This is a genomic window from Bacillus smithii (assembly GCF_001050115.1).
GTDB classification, from domain to species: Bacteria; Bacillota; Bacilli; order Bacillales; family DSM-4216; genus Bacillus_O; species Bacillus_O smithii.
Genome location: NZ_CP012024.1, coordinates 2113531 through 2132585, shown reverse-complemented (window position 1 = coordinate 2132585; position 19055 = coordinate 2113531). Strand labels below are relative to the sequence as shown.

Sequence of the window (19055 nt, the reverse complement as noted above, 5' to 3'; positions counted from 1 at the left end):
GCGGATTGCGGTTGAAAGCCTCTTGAATTAGGGGAGGATCGCTTTTTACTTGGTTATATATTCGTAAACCACATCTTCCGTGATTTCATGCAGTTCTCCTTTCTCGGATTTCTGCCTGATCATCACTTCTTTTGCAAGATCTTTCAGTTCCTTATCGGTCAATTCCGGACTTTTATATTGCTGCAGTTTTTTTTGAATCATAAGGATAATCATCTTTTCCATCTATCTATCACCTGCCTTTATCCCGTATCCGACGGATCAATTCCTTTGATTATTATAAACCGAATTTGGCAATTATTAAGTGGTTTTCCATTGAAAATAAATTGATGCAGAACGTATATTCCCCTAGAATAAAGAATATATTAGAACAAACGTTCGCTAACAAAGGGGTGGCAAAAGCGAATGAATGATTTGGCGCTTCCAAAGGAAAATATTCTTTGTATCGATATTAAAAGCTTCTATGCCAGCTGTGCGGCTGTCATGCACGGCTTGAATCCGCTGGAGTGCTACTTGGCGGTCATTAGCGATAAAGAAAGGAAGGGAAGCCTCGTTCTGGCTGCTTCTCCAAAACTGAAAAAAGAATTTGGCATCCGCACCGGTTCCAGGTTGTTTGAAATTCCGGATGATCCGAGGATTGTGCTGGTTGAGCCGAATATGGAAACGTATTTACGCATTTCAACGGAAATTACGAAAGTCTTTAATCGATACGTTCCGAAAGAATCCATTCAAACGTATAGCGTGGACGAAAGTTTTGTAAAAGTGGATGGAGCTTTTCATTTGTGGGGAGACAGCGAGACGATCGCCAGAAAAATAAAGGATGATCTTGAAAGGGAGTTTCAATTGCCTGCTGCGATTGGAATCGGATCCAATATGCTTTTGTCAAAGCTGGCTTTGGATTTGGAAGCGAAAAAAACGGGAATTGCCAGATGGACATATGAGGATGTTCCCGAAAAATTGTGGCCGGTTTCTCCTTTGAGCAGTATGTGGGGAATCGGAAAACGACTGGAGAAAACGCTCAATCGCATGGGCATCTTTACGGTCGGACAGCTGGCGAACTACCCATTAGATGTACTGAAAGCCAAATTTGGCATCATGGGAGTTCAGCTTTACTACCATGCTTGGGGAATTGATTTGTCCCATATTGGCGCTCTTGTTTCTGAAAATCAGAAAAGTTTCGGAAACAGTCAAATTTTGCTGAAAGATTATACAAGAGAAGAAGACATTCAACACGTATTGTTGGAGATGTGTGAAGAAGTAGCCAGAAGAGCAAGGGAACATAAAAAAGTCGGAAAAACGATCAGTCTTAGCATTGGGTTTAGCCATAAAGAAAACGGAGGAGGCTTTGCCCGTTCCCGGACGAGGGAAGAGCCGACGAATTCCACAATGGAACTGTACGAAACGTGCTTGGCATTATTCCGCGAACATTACAACGGCCAGACCGTAAGGCAAATTTCTGTTTCACTCTCTCATTTGTCCGATGACGGCGAATTACAATTAAGTTTATTTGAACCAAATCGTTGGCGACAAAAACAGCTGGGCTATGTCGTCGACCGCTTGCGTCGGAAATACGGATCCCATATTTTGCTTAGGGCCGTTTCTTATACCAAAGCAGGAACATCAAGAAGGCGCGCTCGATTAATGGGCGGACACAAAATATAGAAAGAAGGGGTTGTCATGATCAAGGACAGAGGAAATATAAAATGGACATCCATGATGCTTCCTGAACATGTGGAAATGCTGCGCCAATGGGTAAAAGAAGATCAAGCGGAACCGCAGAAAGAACTGGATGAGCAGCAGCTTGAATTTTTAAACGAGGCGCTGCTTGAAGCGATGGAATTTCATCATACTGTTACGATCACCTATTACTCTCACCGCCGCTATCAACAAATAACCGGTATAATCCATTCCTGCAACGAACAGGAACAAACCCTTCATTTGGCAGATCACATCGGAAAAGTTCACTCTATCCCACTCAATACGATTATTGATATATACTGATAAGAGAAGTCCTCCATCCAAATGCTCTTTCAGCAGAAAACGGTTATGGATTTTCGTGAAAGATCATTTTGCAAATGAGTTGAAAGCGGAGGTTGAATGGATCCGAAACGGGAGCACGCCTCCACTTGAAAGAAAGGGGAAAAAACGATGAACATCACCATAACGGAAAAAGCTGCAGAAGCTTTAAAACAAAAAATGAAAACACCATCCAGTTACATCAAATTGCATTATGACACAGAAGGATGCGGCTGCTCTGTCGACGGTGTGCCCGTTTTATGGCTGGTCGATTCCAAGAATCAAGAAGATGAAGTAGTCGAAACCAATAAATATCCTATTTTAGTGGAAAAATCCAAAAAACTCTTTTTTGATGATTGCTTAACGCTTGATTGGAATCCAAACGGCACATTTCAATTAAAAAGTGCGAACGAGATTTTAAATGGTTGGATGACGTTTGTGGATAAGACAGGTCGAGATTAACGGGAAAAGAGGGTCTTGCAGTCAAGATGAAAGAGTTAAAGCGGGAGGCCGACAGTATCGTGCAAAAACTCCCGGACCACATTTTCATATTCTTCCGGATTTTCGAGATAGGAACGGGCGTGGGCTCCTTTTTTAGCCAAATACAATTTTTTAGGCCCTTTTTTCCGTTCATATAATTCTTTTGACATATCCGGAAGAATATAATCGTCTTCTTCGCTATGGATAAATAAGACCGGATGGCGAATAGCACTGACCGCGGCAAGGGGAGAAATCGATTTTAAAGAAAAACCATCCCGCCATAATACCAACCATTCCGCAAGTTGAACAAGGGGCTTAGGGGCAAATCCTAATTCTTGTTTCATTTGGCGGGCGATTTGTTTGCGAAAATCAGAGAAAGGGCAGTCAGCGATATAAAAATCGGCGCGGTCTTCAATCTCGCCTGCGTATAAAAGCGCGGTCGCGGCGCCCATCGATTCGCCGTGGATCCCGAAATAGACGCCGTCGCCTTCCCGCTTGATCAGCTCATCTACTACGGCTTTTAAATCATGCTTTTCATAAAATCCATAGCTAGTCGTTTTGCCGCCCGATTCTCCATGGCGGCGGTGGTCGTAAATCATGCCGTTGAAACCAAGTTTTAAAAATAAATTCAAATATTTGATTGAACTGATTTTATTTTCTGTCACACCGTGGCAAAAGATCATAAATTTTTTATGAGGATACGGGCGGATCAAGACTGCTTTTAACGAATAACCAAATGGCGACGAAATCCAAAACTCTTCTTTTGGCAGCCGATTAAATTCCTCAGGGTGAAACTGTTTTGCATCCATTTCCCGTTTTAAAATGAACGGATCATCCTTTTTCTTTATGTATAAAAGGCGATTGGAAAAATAATATCCAACACCTGCAGCCGCAGCCAAACAAGCAGTTAATCCCGATTTCCATTTCTTCATTTTTCATCCCTCCCTAAGGTTGAACTAAGTATAGCAGATTCCCTGCACTGCCGGAAGTGATGCTGTCGGGGAAAGAAAATCGATATAGCAAAGTGAAAATCTTTTGTTTGAAAGCCGAATTCGGTATGATGAAAGAAAGAACAGAAGAAAGGAAGTTCGTCATGAGAAAGGCAAAGGAAAAGAAAGTCGATCAAGAATCCCAGCTAACATTAAAAGACGCTCTCAATGAAGAAATATTAAAGCAGCTAAAGATGACGCAAAAAGAACTTGAAAAGCAGGAAGAAATGAAGAAAAAAGCAGAAGTAGAAAAAAAGCGCGAAGAAAGAAAAAGAAGAGAAAAAAATAAAAGTTTTGAAGAATTGCTGAATGAAAGCCGATTAGATTGGAAGAATTTTAAATAAAATTCCTGCCTGCACACGGCTGGCAGGCCGATCATTCCTCAACGGAAAGGAAGCGGGAATCTGCGAGATTGGCCGTTGCTTCCTTTCTTGCTGAAAAGTACATAACATGAATCAAATCAGGATATTGAAAGGGATTAAAGAGAGGCCGCGCAAAAATCTTCCACGCCTCCCCTTGAGGTTTAGCGGTGCTGTTCGTACAGGTCAGTTTTGGTCATCTTTTTTAAGAAAGAGTATTCTTCTTCAGAAAGCGGCGGACGATTAACAGCCCGAACATTTTCTTTCAGTTGTTCAACAGAGCTGGCTCCGACAACGACAGCAGCCACTGCGGGATGGGATAAGTTGAATTGAAGAGCAACCTCCGTTAGAGTCCGAGTGTTTTGAAAATAGTCTTCGATTGACGATAGGAGGTTTTTCAATTCCGGATAGGAATAATTTAAGTATCCGGAGTCATCTGCTTTTTCGCGCCAGCGTGTGCTCAGCAGTCCTTTGGCAACAGGGCCGCGCGTGACGACGCTGATTTGATGTTCGTGCAGAAGCGGAAGAGCTTCTTCTTCCGGTCTCCGGTCTAAAAGATTGTATTGCATCATGACGCTGACAATGTCAGAGTGTTTGACGTATGCGCGAATCACATTCGGACGGATGGAGGAAATGCCGTAATGCCGGATGATTCCTTCTGCTTTCAGCTCCTCAAAAGCTTCAATGGTCTCTTCTATCGGATCGTCGATCGTTCCTCCGTGCAATTGATAAAGGTCGATATAATCGGTGCCTAAACGGCGAAGGCTGTCTTTCACTGCTTCTTTTATATAAGATTTGCTGGGGTCCCAATGCCAGCTGTCTTTTTTATCATTCCAGCGGTTTCCCACTTTTGTTGCGATGATCACTTGATCTCGCACACTTTTTAACGTTTGTCCGACTATTTTTTCGTTTTCGCCGTAATCATATAAATCGGCCGTGTCAAAATAATTGACTCCTTCATCAAGAGCTGCTTCTATAATCGTTCTTGCTTGTTTTGCATCGGTGCCTAAAGACATGCATCCCAGCCCTAATTTGCTGACCATAAGAGCGGAACGGCCCAGCTGTCTTTTTTCCATGGTATATAACACCACCTTTTTCTTTTATAATATCGAATCGAGAAAAGAGAAGACAATGTTCTTTTTAGAGTCGCTTTTTCAGCAATTCTGTTACCCATATATGATGTTTGGCGTATTGTTTTAGCATAGAGCAAATTTCCCGCGCTTTTCCTGTCAGTATGAGTCTTTCTTCTCCTATGTACACTCTCATTTTCTATCCTCCCGGTACCGCTTATTTCCGCAAAATGTGGAACAGCAGCAGCCAAATCCTCCACACCGTTTTTGTTTATTTAGAGAAATGTGTTTGTTTCCATAGTGATGTCATTTTGGAAAGTTTCCGATTTTTAGCCGATATCAAGAAAACACCACAGATCGGTAATCGCTTTATGGTACACTTTATGATGGGAAAAGCAGAATAGAACAAAGGGGTCCATGAAAAGAGGAGTGGTGAAAATGTCGCGTTTGGAAGAAAAAACATTGTCAACGGAACCCATTTTTGAAGGAAAGATTATTAAAGTTCAAGTAGACGAAGTGGAACTGCCGGATGGAAAACGATCGAAGCGGGAAATTGTCAAGCATCCCGGAGCCGTAGCCATCCTTCCTATTACACAAGATGGAAAGATTGTGATGGTGGAACAATACCGAAAGCCGTTGGAACGGACGCTTGTGGAAATTCCGGCGGGAAAACTGGAACCGGGGGAAGACCCGGAACAAACTGCTCACCGGGAATTGGAAGAAGAGACCGGCTATGTATGCGAAAAATTAACCCATATTATTTCATTCTACACGTCACCGGGATTTGCAAATGAAATCGTTCATCTGTATTTGGCAGAAGGATTAAGCAAAAAAGAGAATGCCAAAGCCGCTGATGAAGATGAATTTGTGGAATTGATGGAAATGACTTTGGAGGAAGCAGAACAATATATAAAAGAAAACAAAATAGCAGATGCGAAAACGGTTTATGCGATACAGTATTTGAAATTAAAAAAAGGCCATCGTCTCTGAACCTATCGCGAATCTTCCAAAAGAAATAATAAAAAAGCAAACACCATCGAGAAGCTGGCCGAAAGTTAGGTGAGCTTCTTTTTAAACTTTTTCTTAAAGATATGGACGTCGTCGGACGTTTTTTAGCTTCTGATGACTCAGGACGCTTTTGGGGTATAAAACAGAATGGGACAGCATACAGTGTAGTAACTAAATTTAGGAGGAAAACATATGCAGAAAAAGACCACGTCCCATTCTATCGTTCAACATGTACAAGCCAATTCCTCAATTTATTTGTTTATCATGACGCTTTTTCTGATGGGGATCGTATTTGGCGCGGTGATTGTCAACAGCCTTTCGTACGTCCAAAAAGAAGATTTGTTTTATTATTTGCAGCGGTTTTTTGGACAAGTTTCCAAAGGAAATATCGCTGCGAGCGAAGACCTTTTTCAGCAAAGTTTTTGGCATAATTTAAAATATTTAGGGCTTATATGGGTGCTTGGCATTTCCATTATCGGCTTGCCGTTGATTTTTATATTCTTGTTTATGAAAGGAATTGTCGTCGGCTTTTCCGTCGGTTTCTTAGTGAATCAGATGGGCTGGAAGGGATTCTTAGTTAGTATTGCGGCGGTGCTTCCTCAAAATTTGTTTATCATACCCGCTTTTATTTTAATAGCGGCATCCGCTGTCGCGTTTTCTTTGCAATTGATCAAAAAAATCTTCGTCCATCAGTCAGGGCATTTTCCTATTTTGCCGATGTTTTCGCGATATGTGATCTATTTTATCATTGCGGTTGGGATCGTGACCATCGCGGCAAGTGTCGAAGCTTACTTATCGCCTAGCTTAATGAAAATGGTATTAAAATAATGATTATTAAAAAAGAATATCTTTTGCTATCAAATGAAAATGGTGTGAGTAAAATGTTTGTGGGAGAAATTCTTAGAATTCCCCGATGAGGGGGTTGGGAACGTAGGTTCGCAATCCCCCTCATCGGGGCCACCAAGCAAAGTGCGGTAGGATCCCAAGCAGGAAACATGAAAAAAGGACTCTCTCCCTGGTAAGATGATCATTGTTCACACCATCAAACAGGAGGAGAGAGTCCCATGAATATTCAACAACATCTTACCACAAATTCGTTGACATGGAAAGAGATCGAACTTGATTTGTTTCGAGCCTTGCAAAACGCCTTCACCGAGCTGTTTACGGCTCTGTTGGAGGACATCGACCGACAATTGGCGGAAACCCGGGACAAGCGCCGGTACCACTTGAAAGACAAACGACGCACCACGATTCAAACCTTGTTTGGCGAAGTTACCTTTGAGCGAAACTACTATTTAGACCGAGAACAAAACCGTTACACGTTTTTGCTTGATTCCTTTTTAGCGTTTGATGGATCGCAGTCAATCAGCCCTTGTCTAGAAGAAACGGCGATGGGATTGGCTGTGGAGTGCTCTTCCTATCGCAAAGCGGCTCATACGCTTGCCCAGATGGTCGGGTATCCGGTGATGAGCCATGAGACGATCCGCCAGTTGGTGCTCGAGGCTGAAGTTCCGCTGCACTGCCCGGTTGACCAGCGATATGGACGGGTGCTGTTTGTGGAGGCCGATGGACTGTTTGTCTCTCTCCAAGGGAAGGGAAAACGGGCCAAGGAAGACAAAATCCTGACCGTTCACGAAGGATGGAAGCGCAACGGCTCACGGATCGAATTCGTGAATCAGCGCCATTACGTCCATGAAGGCAAGGGGGAGGTGTGGGAAGGCTTCGAGGAATTTTTGATGAACGAATATGCCTATGATCCGTGTCGGGATCTTCTTGTCATCAACGGGGACGGCGCTCCATGGATTACCGCGTGCCGGGAGTATTTCAAAGGACGGGTCTGCTTCCAATTGGATCGATTCCACGTGGCGCGTGAGTTGCGCCAATGCCTCTCGGGCCATCCACGGTGGCAGGCGATTCGGCAAAAGCTGGCGAAGCAGGATGAAGAGAAGCTGCTTGTGGAACTGAACAGCGCCCTCGGCACGCTGGGGGACGAAGCGAAAGAACAACAGCTGGCTGCCTTGATCCACCGGATCGAATCGATGCCGGGATGCATCCGTGATTACCGGGAATGGCTGAAGGAGCAAGGAGTGGACACAACGGGCATGTATCCGATGGGGAGGGCTGAAAGCGTGATGAGCCAGCTGGCGTATCGGGTGAAATACCGCCGCAGTTGGACAGACAAGGGACTCAGGGCGTTTTTCAAGGCAATGATTGCCCGGATGGATGGGATTCGTCTTTTCGGACATCGTTTAGGAGAAGAATCGTCGCATCCGGCGGAGGAAACGGCATCTACCAAACAGACGATCGTGAACAAGGCGAAACAACGCATCCGCCGTCTTCTTCCAGAGGTAACGCGGAATAACGTGCCATATTTACAGCAATCGTCCGGGACTCCGATCTATCATGCCCTGTCTGAATTCAAGGGATGGTAAAAAAAGGTATACATATTCGTCTGTCATGGCAAGGGATGAGAGTCCGAAAGCGCTTACGGATGAAATTCAAAAAAATGGTTCGCTAACCTATGACTTACATCTATTTTCAGCGAACCAAAAAAATTCCCACAAAGTCTTGACTGACTCATGAAAATGATTTTATTTTGCTTATTCCTCCCTTTTTGTTATAATAAGAAAGACATCGGCTAGGGAGGGAAAACATAAATGGAAAGCCGAATTGAACGAATCAAAAAACAATTACATTCCGCAAGTTATAAACTAACACCACAGCGGGAAGCGACGGTTCGGGTGCTATTGGAAAATGAAGCCGACCATTTAAGCGCTGAAGATGTTTACCTCCTAGTGAAAGAAAAATCACCAGAAATAGGGCTTGCGACTGTTTACCGAACGCTGGAACTTTTAACGGAATTAAAAGTGGTAGACAAAATCAATTTTGGCGATGGCGTCTCCCGATACGATCTTCGGCAAGAAGGGGCAGCCCATTTCCATCATCACCTTGTCTGTATTGAATGTGGAGCAGTGGATGAAATCCAAGAAGATTTACTGGAAGAAGTAGAAGCGATCGTTGAAAAACGCTGGAAATTTAAGATTAAAGACCATAGGCTTACTTTTCACGGCATTTGCCATCGTTGCCAAGAAAAAGCGGAAAAAGAAAATCGTGAAAAACAGCATGCCAACTAAAAACCTTCATTATTTGGAAGGTTTTTTTATTTTCTCCATAAAATTTCAAGAATGATGTATAAACCTCCGTAAAATCGTCATAGCCTGTAATAAAAACGATTTGTTTTTTGGCGAGACAAGCTATGGTCCGGGAGGCATGTGAATGTTTCGAACGATTTGGCAGACAATTAAAGTGTTTCTACTTTTTACAGGATGCACGATTTTCTTTTACTATGGTATTATATGGATAAGTCAAGAGTATCAAACGAATCATCGATACGAAAAGCCAAAAGGTTCCGCGGTCAAAGTTTTTCAATCCGTGGAAGATAATCATGTTCATTGGCAAGATCGATTGCTACTTTTTTATCATGATGGGGAGTAATGGGCTGTGAATGACTATTTACAAGATTTTCTTCACTTTTTAATTGTGGAAAAAGGATTGGCCAAAAACACAATCGTTTCTTATGAACGGGATTTGAAAAGCTATTTGCATTACTTGCAAACGGTGGAGCAAATCACCGATGTGAATCAGATCACTAGAATTCATATCATTCAATTTCTTAACCACTTGAGAAAAGAAGGGAAATCCGCCAAAACATTGGCAAGGCATGTTGCTTCTCTTCGCTCCTTTCATCAATTTTTATTAAGAGAAAAAATGGCGGATCAAGATCCTTCTGTTCATATAGAATCCCCTCATCTTGAACGTTCCCTGCCGAAAGTGCTGACATTGTCAGAAGTAGAGGCGCTTCTAGAGGCTCCGGATAGATCTAAGCCCTCGGGATTGAGAGACGCGGCCATGCTGGAGCTGCTTTATGCTACCGGGATACGCGTGAGCGAGCTGGTAAATTTGAATTTAGACGACCTTCATCTCACAATGGGATTTTTGCGCTGCATTGGAAAGGGAAATAAAGAAAGAATTATTCCGGTCGGAAAAACGGCTCTTCATGTACTGGATCAATATTTGCAATACGGCCGTCCGAATATGCAATCAAAAAAATATCGGACAGATGCCTTATTTTTGAATCATCATGGAAACAGGCTGACAAGGCAAGGGTTTTGGAAAATTTTAAAAGGTCTGGCCAAAAAAGCGAATATTGAAAAAGAATTAACCCCCCATACGCTAAGGCACTCTTTTGCCACTCATTTGCTGGAAAACGGAGCCGATTTAAGAGCTGTACAGGAAATGCTGGGGCATGCGGATATTTCCACTACTCAAATCTATACCCATGTCACCAAAACGCGTTTGCGGGAAGTGTATTCCAAATTCCATCCGAGAGCGTAAATAACCGGTCAACCTCCATTACAAGTTGTTTTTGAAAACGGGCATAGGTTAAAATGTAAGTAGACTTGGTGGCAATGAAGAGAAACCGAGGAAGCCGGTCTTTATGAAAATGAGGAAGAAACTGCTGGATAAAGAAATGAAATCGTTTTAAAAAGGGGGCTCTTGATCCGAAATCGATTGATTAAAGCGGGTGGAAACCTGATCGACCGGTTTTCGATCAAGTCATGACATCGATGGATAAGGAGGTTGTACAGGTGGAAAAAGGTACATATAAACGTGTTCATTTAATCGTGATGGATTCTGTAGGAATAGGGGAAGCTCCCGATGCTGAAAAATTTAACGATAAAGGCGCAGATACGCTTGGACACATCGCAGAGCGTATGAATGGCTTGAACATGCCGAATATGGCGAAGTTGGGCTTAAGTAATATAAGACCGTTAAAAGGAATTCCAAAAGCAGAAAAACCGCTGGCTTATTATACAAAGATGCAAGAAGCATCAAAAGGAAAAGATACGATGACAGGGCATTGGGAAATCATGGGGCTCCAAGTTGACAAGCCTTTTAAGGTATTTCCGAATGGATTTCCCGAGGAATTAATTCGCCAATTGGAAGAAAAAACAGGTCGGAAAGTGATTGGAAACAAACCGGCTAGCGGTACGGCCATTATAGAAGAACTGGGAAAAGAACATATGGAAACCGGGGCTTTGATTGTTTATACGTCTGCAGATCCGGTTTTACAAATTGCCGCCCATGAAGAGATTGTACCGTTGGATGAGTTATATAAAATTTGCGAAATTGCCCGAGAGTTGACGTTAGATGAAAAATATAAAGTGGGACGGGTGATTGCACGCCCATTCATCGGTGAACCGGGCCATTTTACTAGAACGTCCAATCGCCATGACTATGCGTTAAAGCCATTTGGCCGTACTGTTATGAATGAATTGAAAGACAGCGGCTTCGATGTCATCGCGATTGGGAAAATTTCTGATATTTATAATGGCGAAGGGGTGACCGAAGCCATTCGGACCAAATCCAATATGGATGGAATGGATAAATTCATTTCGGTCTTTGATCAAGATTTTACCGGTTTGAGTTTTATCAACTTGGTAGACTTTGATGCTTTATACGGTCATCGCAGGGATCCGATCGGATACGGGAAAGCACTTGAAGAATTTGATGCCAGATTGCCTGAAGTATTCGACAAAATGACGGATGAAGACTTGTTGATTATCACAGCGGACCACGGCAATGATCCAATTCACCACGGAACGGATCATACACGCGAATTTGTGCCGTTGCTCGTTTACTCCAAACGTTTTCATGGAGGAAACGAGCTGCCGATCAGAAAAACGTTCGCAGACGTCGGGGCAACTGTGGCGGATAATTTCCAAGTCCGTATGCCGGAGCATGGGGAAAGCTTTTTACCCTATTTAAAATGAATGAACAGGATCAAATGGTTCTGCCCTCATGAAAGGGTATTGTACGGCAATTTCATCAGGAAAAGCATGAAAAAGCGATGGATGGAACGAAGTATAAAATAACATTGAAATCTTTCAAAAGCGGTGAGAACAGATGAGAATGGTAGATATTATTGAAAAAAAGAGAAACGGAAATGAGCTTACTACAGAAGAAATTCAATTTTTTATTAACGGCTATACAAAAGGAGAAATTCCGGATTATCAAGTAAGCTCGTTGTTAATGGCCATATTTTTTCAGGGAATGACAGAAAGAGAGCGTGCAGATTTGACGATGGCGATGGTGCGTTCCGGTGATCAAATCGATTTATCGGCGATTCACGGAATCAAGGTCGATAAACACTCTACTGGAGGAGTGGGCGATACGACGACGCTTGTACTTGGACCGCTTGTGGCTTCGGTTGGCGTACCGGTTGCTAAAATGAGTGGGCGCGGTTTGGGCCACACCGGCGGCACCATTGATAAACTAGAGTCTGTACCAGGTTTTCACGTAGAAATTGACAATCAAGAATTTATAGAACTCGTAAACCGAAATAAATTGGCTGTTATTGGGCAAAGCGGGAACTTAACGCCTGCAGATAAAAAATTATATGCTCTCCGAGATGTAACGGCTACGGTAGACAGTATCCCGCTGATAGCCAGTTCCATTATGAGCAAAAAAATCGCCGCAGGTGCCGATGCCATTGTACTGGATGTCAAAACCGGGGCGGGTGCCTTTATGAAAACAAGGGAAGAGGCGCGTCAGCTTGCGGAAGCGATGGTTCGCATCGGCAATCAAGTTGGACGTAAGACGATGGCCATCATTTCGGATATGAGTCAGCCCCTTGGCTATGCGATCGGCAACGCATTGGAAGTAAAAGAGGCGATGGATACATTAAAAGGGGAAGGACCGAAAGATTTAACCGAACTTTGTTTAACTTTAGGCAGTTACATGGTCTTGCTGGCAGAACAAGCAAATACGCTGGAAGAAGCGCGTGAGAAACTGCTTACATCCATTCAAAATGGATCAGCATTGCAAACGTTCAGAACTTTCTTGGCTGCCCAAGGAGGCGATGCTTCTGTAGTGGATCAACCGAATAAACTGCCGCAGGCAAAGTACCAAATCGACTTGCCTGCTAAGGAAGACGGTTATATAGCAGAGATGGAAGCGGACAGCATTGGAACGGCAGCAATGTGGCTGGGGGCAGGAAGAGCCACAAAAGAATCGACAATCGATCTGGCAGTGGGTCTTGTACTGAAGAAAAAAATCGGCGACGAAGTCAAAAAAGGCGAATCGATCGTCACCATATACAGCAATCGCGAAGATGTTGAAGATGTAAAAGAAAAGTTATATGAAAGCATCAAGATTTCCAAAGAAAAAGTGACGGCACCGACGTTAATATACGAAGTCATTTCAAAATAAAAACGGCTAGCATCGCTTTTATGAGGCTGGCTTCTCCCAATTCCTCAATAGACAGATCTGTCTGGGATGCGGAGAGGTCGGTCTTTTCTTTTTATTTATTTCAGGAAAACTTTGCATAAATTTTATGAAACTGGAAAAGATGGGTTTAGATAGCTTACAAAACAAATGGAGGGTAGAAAAATGAAACGATTCTTGATCGTCTTCGCGGCTTTGTTCCTATGGATATCATCTATGTCATCACTTGCTTTTGCAGAAGAAAAGCAAAAGGATGGATCAAAATCGGAACTTGCTGATGAAGCGAAATCCGCTGTTTTAATTGAAAGAGATACAGGAGCGGTTCTTTATGACAAAAACAGCCATGAACGGCTTCCTCCGGCATCTATGACCAAAATTATGACGATGATTCTCATTATGGAAGCTATACAAGAAGGGCGCCTTCATTGGAATGATAAAGTAAGAGCAAGCGAAAAAGCGGCTTCCATGGGGGGTCACAAGTCTTCTTGGAGCCTGGTGAAGAGATGACGGTGAAAGAAATGCTAAAGGCCATCGCGGTGGGATCTGCAAATGATGCCTCTATTGCAATGGCAGAGCATATTGCGGGGAGCGAAGAAGAATTTGTGAAAATGATGAACAAAAAAGCCAAGGAGTTGGGATTGAAAGATACCAAGTTTCAAAATCCGACTGGGCTTCCGGCAAAAGGCCATTACAGTTCTGCTTACGATATGGCTTTGATGGCAAAAGAGCTGTTAAAGTACCCACAAATTACAAAATATACTGGGCTTTATGAATCCTATCTCCGTGAAAACACCGATAAAAAATTTTGGCTCGTCAATACGAATAAGCTAGTCAAACATTATCCGGGAGTAGACGGTTTGAAAACCGGTTTTACGAACGATGCGAAATACTGTTTAACTGCTACAGCGAAAAAAAATAATATGCGTGTCATCGCAGTCGTATTTGGTGCACCTACTCCAAAATCAAGAAATACACAAATTTCCAAAATGCTGGATTATGCCTTTGCGCGCTATGAAACTTCCCCGATTTACGGACAGGGAGAAACGTTGGGGCAAGTCAAAATTTCCAAAGGTAAAAAATCCAAAATTGACGCCAAAACGGCTGAAAGCGTCTCGGTTCTTATTAAAAAAGGCGAGGCATTGAATAAGCTGCAGAGGGATATACATCTGAAAAAAGATATAAAGGCACCTGTTCATAAAGGCGACAAAATTGGTGAACTCGTTTTGAAAAAAGATGGAAAAATTTTGTCCAAAACGCCGTTGATCAGCGAAGAGAATGTAGCAAAAGCCGGCTGGTGGCAATATTACAAGAAAGCGTTTAACTTATTCACAAAGGCAGAGGAATAGAACCTTTGATTTAGAAGATGGAGGTTTTTGTATAAAATCCACTGGTTCTGGCGAATAGATACTATTTTTGTCATGGAGAAGGATTCCATGATTCATAAGTCGAATTGACTCACTAGCAAAGGATTAAAGGAGGAAAACGCTGTGAGTCTTGCGATTGATATGGAAGTGAAAACGGATGTGCTCTGCATTCGATTAAGCGGCGAATTGGACCACCACACGGCTGAATCATTGAGAAAACAGGCGTCAGAAACCATCGAAGCATACGATATTCGTCATATTGTTTTGAATTTGGAGCATTTGTCCTTTATGGACAGCTCCGGACTCGGTGTCATATTAGGCAGATATAAGCAAATTCAGCAAAAACATGGTGAGATGGTCGTTTGCGCCATATCTCCATCTGTCAAGCGGCTGTTTGAAATGTCGGGACTGTTCAAAATCATTCGATTGGAACAATCAGAGACAGGCGCTTTGGTAAGATTGGGGGTAGCGTAGAATGCGAAATGAAATGAGTTTGCAATTTAGTGCTATTAGCGAAAATGAATCATTTGCTCGAGTGACGGTGGCTGCTTTTATTGCACAGCTGGATCCGACGATGGATGAATTGACGGAAATCAAAACGGTCGTGTCAGAAGCTGTGACGAATGCCATCATTCATGGATATGAAAACAATCCTGCAGGAATCATCTATATTTCTGTCGCCATTGAAGATGGCGTCGTCGACATGGTCATACGGGACGAAGGGATTGGGATAGCCAATATCGAAGAAGCTCGCCAACCTTTGTTTACAACAAAGCCTGAATTGGAACGCTCAGGCATGGGCTTTACGATTATGGAAAATTTTATGGATGAAGTCGAAGTGATCTCACAACCTGGAAAAGGCACCACGATTCGATTGACCAAACACATCGCCAACAGTAAAGCATTGTGTAACTAAGGAGTCGTGCCTATGGACGTGGAATTGAAAAAGGATAAAGGTAAACCATCCATCTTAAAAGATCATGAAGTGAAAGATTTGATCCAAAAGAGCCAGCAAGGCAATCAAGAGGCAAGAGAGCTCCTTGTCCAAAAAAATATGCGGCTAGTCTGGTCTGTTGTACAGCGTTTTTTAAACAGGGGATATGAACCGGATGATTTGTTTCAAATTGGCTGTATCGGATTATTAAAATCTGTAGATAAATTTGATTTGACATACGATGTGAAGTTTTCGACTTATGCGGTCCCCATGATCATCGGGGAAATACAAAGGTTTATAAGAGATGACGGTACAGTAAAAGTGAGCCGTTCCTTGAAAGAAATGGGAAACAGAGTACGCAAAGCAAAGGATGAATTAACGAAACGTTTGGGGCGGGCTCCTACAATCAACGAATTGGCAGCGCAATTAGATCTTTCGCCGGAAGAAATCATTATGGCGCAAGAAGCTAGCAAAATGCCTACCTCTATTCATGAAACAGTGTATGAAAATGACGGTGATCCTATTACCTTGCTGGATCAAATCGCCGATCAAAATGATGAGCAATGGTTTGATAAAATGGCGCTAAAAGAGGCGATCCGTGAATTGGATGAACGGGAAAGGCTGATTGTCTATTTGCGCTATTATAAAGATCAGACGCAATCTGAAGTGGCTGAAAGGCTGGGAATATCTCAAGTGCAAGTGTCAAGGCTTGAGAAAAAGATTTTAATTCAAATGAGAACGCACATGAATCAATCATAACGATTCATGTGCTTTTTTTTGTTCAAAATGGTTGATTTCCTATCTTGCATCAAATTCCATGGGCTTTTGCCAATGGATGGATACCATATGTTTAGGATGACTGACAGTTATTGGATTGAAAAAAATAACCAAAACGGCCCATACTATGAACAGAAACAAACTGATCGCTCAGGAAGTGGTAAAACTATGGAAAAAACAATCTACATTCGGATGAGAAACAAGCTACAATGTCCCGAGTTGCAAAAACTATTATTAAAAGATCTTGCTCAAATTATTGCTCCAGAACCGTATTTGAACACTTTGCAAAACTTGCCCATTTATCAGATTAGAAAAGAGGATAAAAATTTTATTATTATCGATGTCATCAAGGTAATTGATCAAGTTTTGAAAGTATTTCCACAGGCAGATGTTCAGACCATCGGGCCGGCTCAGACGATTGTAGAAGTGATTTATAAGAAAAAGAAAGCTTCCCCGCTCTTGTTTATCAGCGTCTGGCTGCTGTTATTTATCGGAGCGGCTTTTACCATTATGAACTTTCATGAAGATGTGAGCATGGGAAAAGTTCATAGGGAGCTGTATCGAATTATCACGGGAAAAGAGGATCAAAATCCGCTGATTTTCCAAATTCCGTACTCGCTTGGTTTAGGTGTGGGAATGATTTTATTCTTCAATCATGTCTTTCAAAAACGGATTAACGAAGAACCGAGCCCTTTGGAAGTCGAAATGTTCAATTACCAGCAAGATTTAGACCAATACATGATTGTACATGAAAACAAAGAAAGCATGAAGGAACTGAAAGATGATTAAAGAGGCGATAGCAGCCTTTGTCGGGCTTGCTGGTGGCTTATCTGTCGGAGGAGGATTCGTCGCTTTTCTAAGTGTGCTGGGAATTGTGCCGCGTCTTACTCAGCTGACGAAAACCGTCAATAAGATTAGCTATTATGAATGGGCGATCGTGCTTGGAGCATTGTTCGGATGTTTGATCAGTTTATGGAAAGTGACATATTCTTTTTTTCCGGCGTTTTTGATTCCAATTGGGCTTATGTACGGGATTTTTATTGGAATGCTTGCGGCTGCGCTGACAGAAGTCACGAACGTGTTGCCGATTTTAGCGAAAAGAATAGGCGTTGATGATCAAATCGTATGGCTATTAATGGCGATCGTGATAGGAAAAGTGGCCGGATCGCTGTTTCATTGGATGTATTTTGCCCGGCTATAGCGATAAAAAATATGTTTGTTTTGTTGATACATTGGAAGGGAGCGTTTAACAATGGGAAAGCAAGATCTCAATACGAAAACCACCATTCCTAAAGACCTTTCTCATCTTGAAGAAATGATGAAAGAAAGGGTGGGATTGGGCACTAGCTTTGATCTAGGTGTTCGGAAACTAAAAATCATCAGAAAAAACGTTCATCTATATTATGTGAACGGTCTATGCGATACTTCCTTTATTACAGGTATTTTGATGTTTTTGACTCGTCTCAACGATACAGAAAGAAATACCATTCGAGTAAAAGAAATCGTGGAAAACCGAATTGTCAATCAATCGGTTCAGAAAGTGAAAACGATTGATGAAATGGTGGATCAAGTACTATCCGGGCTTGTAGCCATTTTAGTGGAAGGGGAAGAAGAGGCCTTTATTGTCGATGTTCGGCATTATCCCGGCAGACAGCCGGAAGAGCCGGACACCGAAAAAGTTGTGCGAGGCTCCCGTGATGGCTATGTGGAAAATATCATTATGAATACGGCATTAACAAGAAGGAGAATCCGTGATGAACGATTGCGGTTCGAGTTATTGAAAATAGGGGAGCGTTCCAAAACGGATGTAGCCATTGGATATATTAAAGATGTGGCTAATCCCGACTTAGTCAACGTGATCAGGCAGGAGCTTGAAAACATTAATATCGACGGCTTGCCCATGGCCGATAAAATAGTAGAAGAATTTTTGCTGAAGCAAGGCTATACCCCATATCCACTCGTTCGTTATACAGAAAGAGCTGATATCGCTTCCGCCCATTTATTGGAAGGGCATGTGATGATTATTGTGGATACATCGCCAAGCGTTATTTTAACTCCTGCAACGTTTTTCCATCATGTCCAGCATGCCGAGGAATACCGGGAGGCAGCAGCCGTAGGGACATTTGTACGATGGACGCGCTTTATCGGCATTTTTATTTCCATCTTTCTGTTGCCTCTTTGGTATTTATGTGTGAAAGATCCATCCTTGCTTCCGGATCAAATCGATTATATAGGCCCCCACAAAAAGTCGCATATTCCTGTAGTGGTTCAGCTCTTTTTAGCAGACATGGGAATCGAATTTTTCAGAATAGCGGCCATTCATACACCGACGCCGTTATCAACGGCTATGGGGCTGATTGCAGCCGTGATGATCGGTGATATTGCAGTGGAAGTTGGACTGTTTGTTCCGGAAGTCATTTTATATGTATCCGTCGCAGCCATCGGGACCTTTACGACTCCCAGCTATGAATTAAGCATTGCCAATACGTTGGCACGAATGTTTCTCCTCATTATGGTAGTCCTTTTTAAAGTTCCGGGATTTGTCATCGGCAGCACCGTTTTTCTCATCTATCTGGCCAGTATTCGTTCTTTAAATACACCTTATTTATGGCCGTTTATCCCTTTTCATCCAAAAGCGTTGTTAAATGTGTTGGTAAGGCGTCCTGTACCGGGAGAAAAAATTCGTCCGAGCATTGTTCGCTCGCAAGATCGATACAAACAGCCAACCAAATCATCATGATCGAAATCAGTTAAAACTTCCCTGCCATATTGAT

General features: G+C 42.6%; 23 protein-coding genes and 1 pseudogene. 20 read left to right on the top strand and 4 right to left on the bottom strand.

The annotated features are described in order from the left end of the window. Nucleotides 1–45: 45 nt before the first annotated feature. Complete coding sequence (locus BSM4216_RS16365) at nt 46–222, bottom strand: YqzH family protein (RefSeq protein ID WP_003355241.1); 177 nt, start codon at nt 220–222, stop codon at nt 46–48. 180 nt (nt 223–402) lie between these two features. On the opposite strand from BSM4216_RS16365, the gene BSM4216_RS10015 reads away from it, so the two are divergent. The 3 genes from BSM4216_RS10015 to BSM4216_RS10005 all read left to right on the top strand — a co-directional run bounded on the left by BSM4216_RS10015 (nt 403) and on the right by BSM4216_RS10005 (nt 2475). Beyond that, nucleotides 403–1659, top strand: a complete 1257-nt coding sequence (locus BSM4216_RS10015) for a Y-family DNA polymerase (RefSeq protein ID WP_048623624.1) — start codon at nt 403–405, stop codon at nt 1657–1659. Between the two features lie 15 nt (nt 1660–1674). After that, nucleotides 1675–1998, top strand: a complete 324-nt coding sequence (locus tag BSM4216_RS10010) for a YolD-like family protein (protein WP_048623623.1) — start codon at nt 1675–1677, stop codon at nt 1996–1998. A gap of 147 nt (nt 1999–2145) precedes the next feature. Then, nucleotides 2146–2475 carry an iron-sulfur cluster biosynthesis family protein gene (locus tag BSM4216_RS10005; protein ID WP_048623622.1) on the top strand — a complete coding sequence of 110 codons (330 nt, stop codon included), beginning with the start codon at nt 2146–2148 and terminating at the stop codon, nt 2473–2475. Nucleotides 2476–2510: 35 nt separating this feature from the next. Here BSM4216_RS10005 and BSM4216_RS10000 read toward each other — a convergent pair whose 3' ends face one another. Beyond that, nucleotides 2511–3425 (bottom strand): alpha/beta hydrolase, encoded by a 915-nt coding sequence (locus BSM4216_RS10000; protein WP_048623621.1) that lies wholly within the window; start codon nt 3423–3425, stop codon nt 2511–2513. Nucleotides 3426–3586: 161 nt separating this feature from the next. Here BSM4216_RS10000 and BSM4216_RS09995 point away from each other — a divergent pair, with 161 nt between their 5' ends. Next, the gene (locus BSM4216_RS09995) at nt 3587–3826 is read left to right on the top strand and encodes a YqkE family protein (protein ID WP_048624488.1); all 240 of its coding nucleotides are present in this window, start codon (nt 3587–3589) and stop codon (nt 3824–3826) included. Nucleotides 3827–4005: 179 nt separating this feature from the next. Here the strand turns inward: BSM4216_RS09995 and BSM4216_RS09990 are convergent, their stop codons facing one another. Together BSM4216_RS09990 and mciZ are read right to left on the bottom strand one after the other, a co-directional pair. Further along, nucleotides 4006–4917, bottom strand: coding sequence for an aldo/keto reductase (locus BSM4216_RS09990; protein ID WP_048623620.1), 912 nt, complete (start codon nt 4915–4917; stop codon nt 4006–4008). 64 nt (nt 4918–4981) lie between these two features. After that, entirely contained in the window at nt 4982–5107 is a 126-nt protein-coding gene (gene mciZ / locus BSM4216_RS16360) for a Z-ring formation inhibitor MciZ (RefSeq protein ID WP_082142307.1), read from the bottom strand. 242 nt (nt 5108–5349) lie between these two features. Here mciZ and BSM4216_RS09985 point away from each other — a divergent pair, with 242 nt between their 5' ends. From BSM4216_RS09985 to BSM4216_RS09915, 16 genes and pseudogenes are all read left to right on the top strand, one after another. Beyond that, nucleotides 5350–5901 carry an NUDIX hydrolase gene (locus tag BSM4216_RS09985; RefSeq protein ID WP_048623619.1) on the top strand — a complete coding sequence of 184 codons (552 nt, stop codon included), beginning with the start codon at nt 5350–5352 and terminating at the stop codon, nt 5899–5901. Between the two features lie 210 nt (nt 5902–6111). After that, nucleotides 6112–6747 (top strand): stage II sporulation protein M, encoded by a 636-nt coding sequence (gene spoIIM / locus BSM4216_RS09980; RefSeq protein WP_048623618.1) that lies wholly within the window; start codon nt 6112–6114, stop codon nt 6745–6747. A 236-nt stretch (nt 6748–6983) separates the two neighbouring features. Further along, a complete protein-coding gene (locus BSM4216_RS09975) occupies nt 6984–8351 on the top strand; it encodes an ISLre2 family transposase (protein WP_003355652.1) in 1368 nt (455 codons plus the stop codon). 225 nt (nt 8352–8576) lie between these two features. Beyond that, complete coding sequence (gene fur, locus BSM4216_RS09970; protein WP_003355230.1) at nt 8577–9053, top strand: ferric iron uptake transcriptional regulator; 477 nt, start codon at nt 8577–8579, stop codon at nt 9051–9053. A 142-nt stretch (nt 9054–9195) separates the two neighbouring features. Then, nucleotides 9196–9414, top strand: a complete 219-nt coding sequence (locus BSM4216_RS09965) for a YqzK family protein (RefSeq protein WP_003355229.1) — start codon at nt 9196–9198, stop codon at nt 9412–9414. 6 nt (nt 9415–9420) lie between these two features. Continuing rightward, nucleotides 9421–10314 carry a site-specific tyrosine recombinase XerD gene (gene xerD, locus BSM4216_RS09960; protein ID WP_003355227.1) on the top strand — a complete coding sequence of 298 codons (894 nt, stop codon included), beginning with the start codon at nt 9421–9423 and terminating at the stop codon, nt 10312–10314. Between the two features lie 254 nt (nt 10315–10568). Beyond that, entirely contained in the window at nt 10569–11753 is a 1185-nt protein-coding gene (gene deoB, locus BSM4216_RS09955; protein WP_255287963.1) for a phosphopentomutase, read from the top strand. Nucleotides 11754–11886: 133 nt separating this feature from the next. Next, a complete protein-coding gene (locus tag BSM4216_RS09950) occupies nt 11887–13191 on the top strand; it encodes a pyrimidine-nucleoside phosphorylase (RefSeq protein ID WP_048623617.1) in 1305 nt (434 codons plus the stop codon). Between the two features lie 165 nt (nt 13192–13356). Then, nucleotides 13357–14102 (top strand): annotated as a pseudogene (locus BSM4216_RS17355) (D-alanyl-D-alanine carboxypeptidase family protein); the annotation flags it as partial. Between the two features lie 24 nt (nt 14103–14126). Continuing rightward, on the top strand, nt 14127–14552 hold the full coding sequence (locus BSM4216_RS17350) for a D-alanyl-D-alanine carboxypeptidase family protein (RefSeq protein ID WP_425304158.1): 426 nt from the start codon (nt 14127–14129) through the stop codon (nt 14550–14552). Nucleotides 14553–14693: 141 nt separating this feature from the next. Further along, on the top strand, nt 14694–15044 hold the full coding sequence (gene spoIIAA / locus BSM4216_RS09940; protein ID WP_003355223.1) for an anti-sigma F factor antagonist: 351 nt from the start codon (nt 14694–14696) through the stop codon (nt 15042–15044). A gap of 1 nt (nt 15045) precedes the next feature. After that, nucleotides 15046–15486: an anti-sigma F factor gene (gene spoIIAB, locus BSM4216_RS09935; RefSeq protein WP_048623616.1), complete on the top strand. Its 441-nt coding sequence runs from the start codon at nt 15046–15048 to the stop codon at nt 15484–15486. Between the two features lie 12 nt (nt 15487–15498). Next, nucleotides 15499–16263, top strand: coding sequence for an RNA polymerase sporulation sigma factor SigF (gene sigF / locus BSM4216_RS09930; protein ID WP_048623615.1), 765 nt, complete (start codon nt 15499–15501; stop codon nt 16261–16263). 186 nt (nt 16264–16449) lie between these two features. Further along, nucleotides 16450–17070 (top strand): stage V sporulation protein AA, encoded by a 621-nt coding sequence (locus BSM4216_RS09925; protein ID WP_040341908.1) that lies wholly within the window; start codon nt 16450–16452, stop codon nt 17068–17070. Next, a complete protein-coding gene (locus tag BSM4216_RS09920; RefSeq protein ID WP_003355218.1) occupies nt 17063–17482 on the top strand; it encodes a stage V sporulation protein AB in 420 nt (139 codons plus the stop codon). Before BSM4216_RS09925 ends, BSM4216_RS09920 begins: the two co-directional genes overlap by 8 nt. Nucleotides 17483–17533: 51 nt before the next feature. Beyond that, on the top strand, nt 17534–19021 hold the full coding sequence (locus BSM4216_RS09915; protein ID WP_048623614.1) for a spore germination protein: 1488 nt from the start codon (nt 17534–17536) through the stop codon (nt 19019–19021). Nucleotides 19022–19055 lie beyond the last annotated feature (34 nt).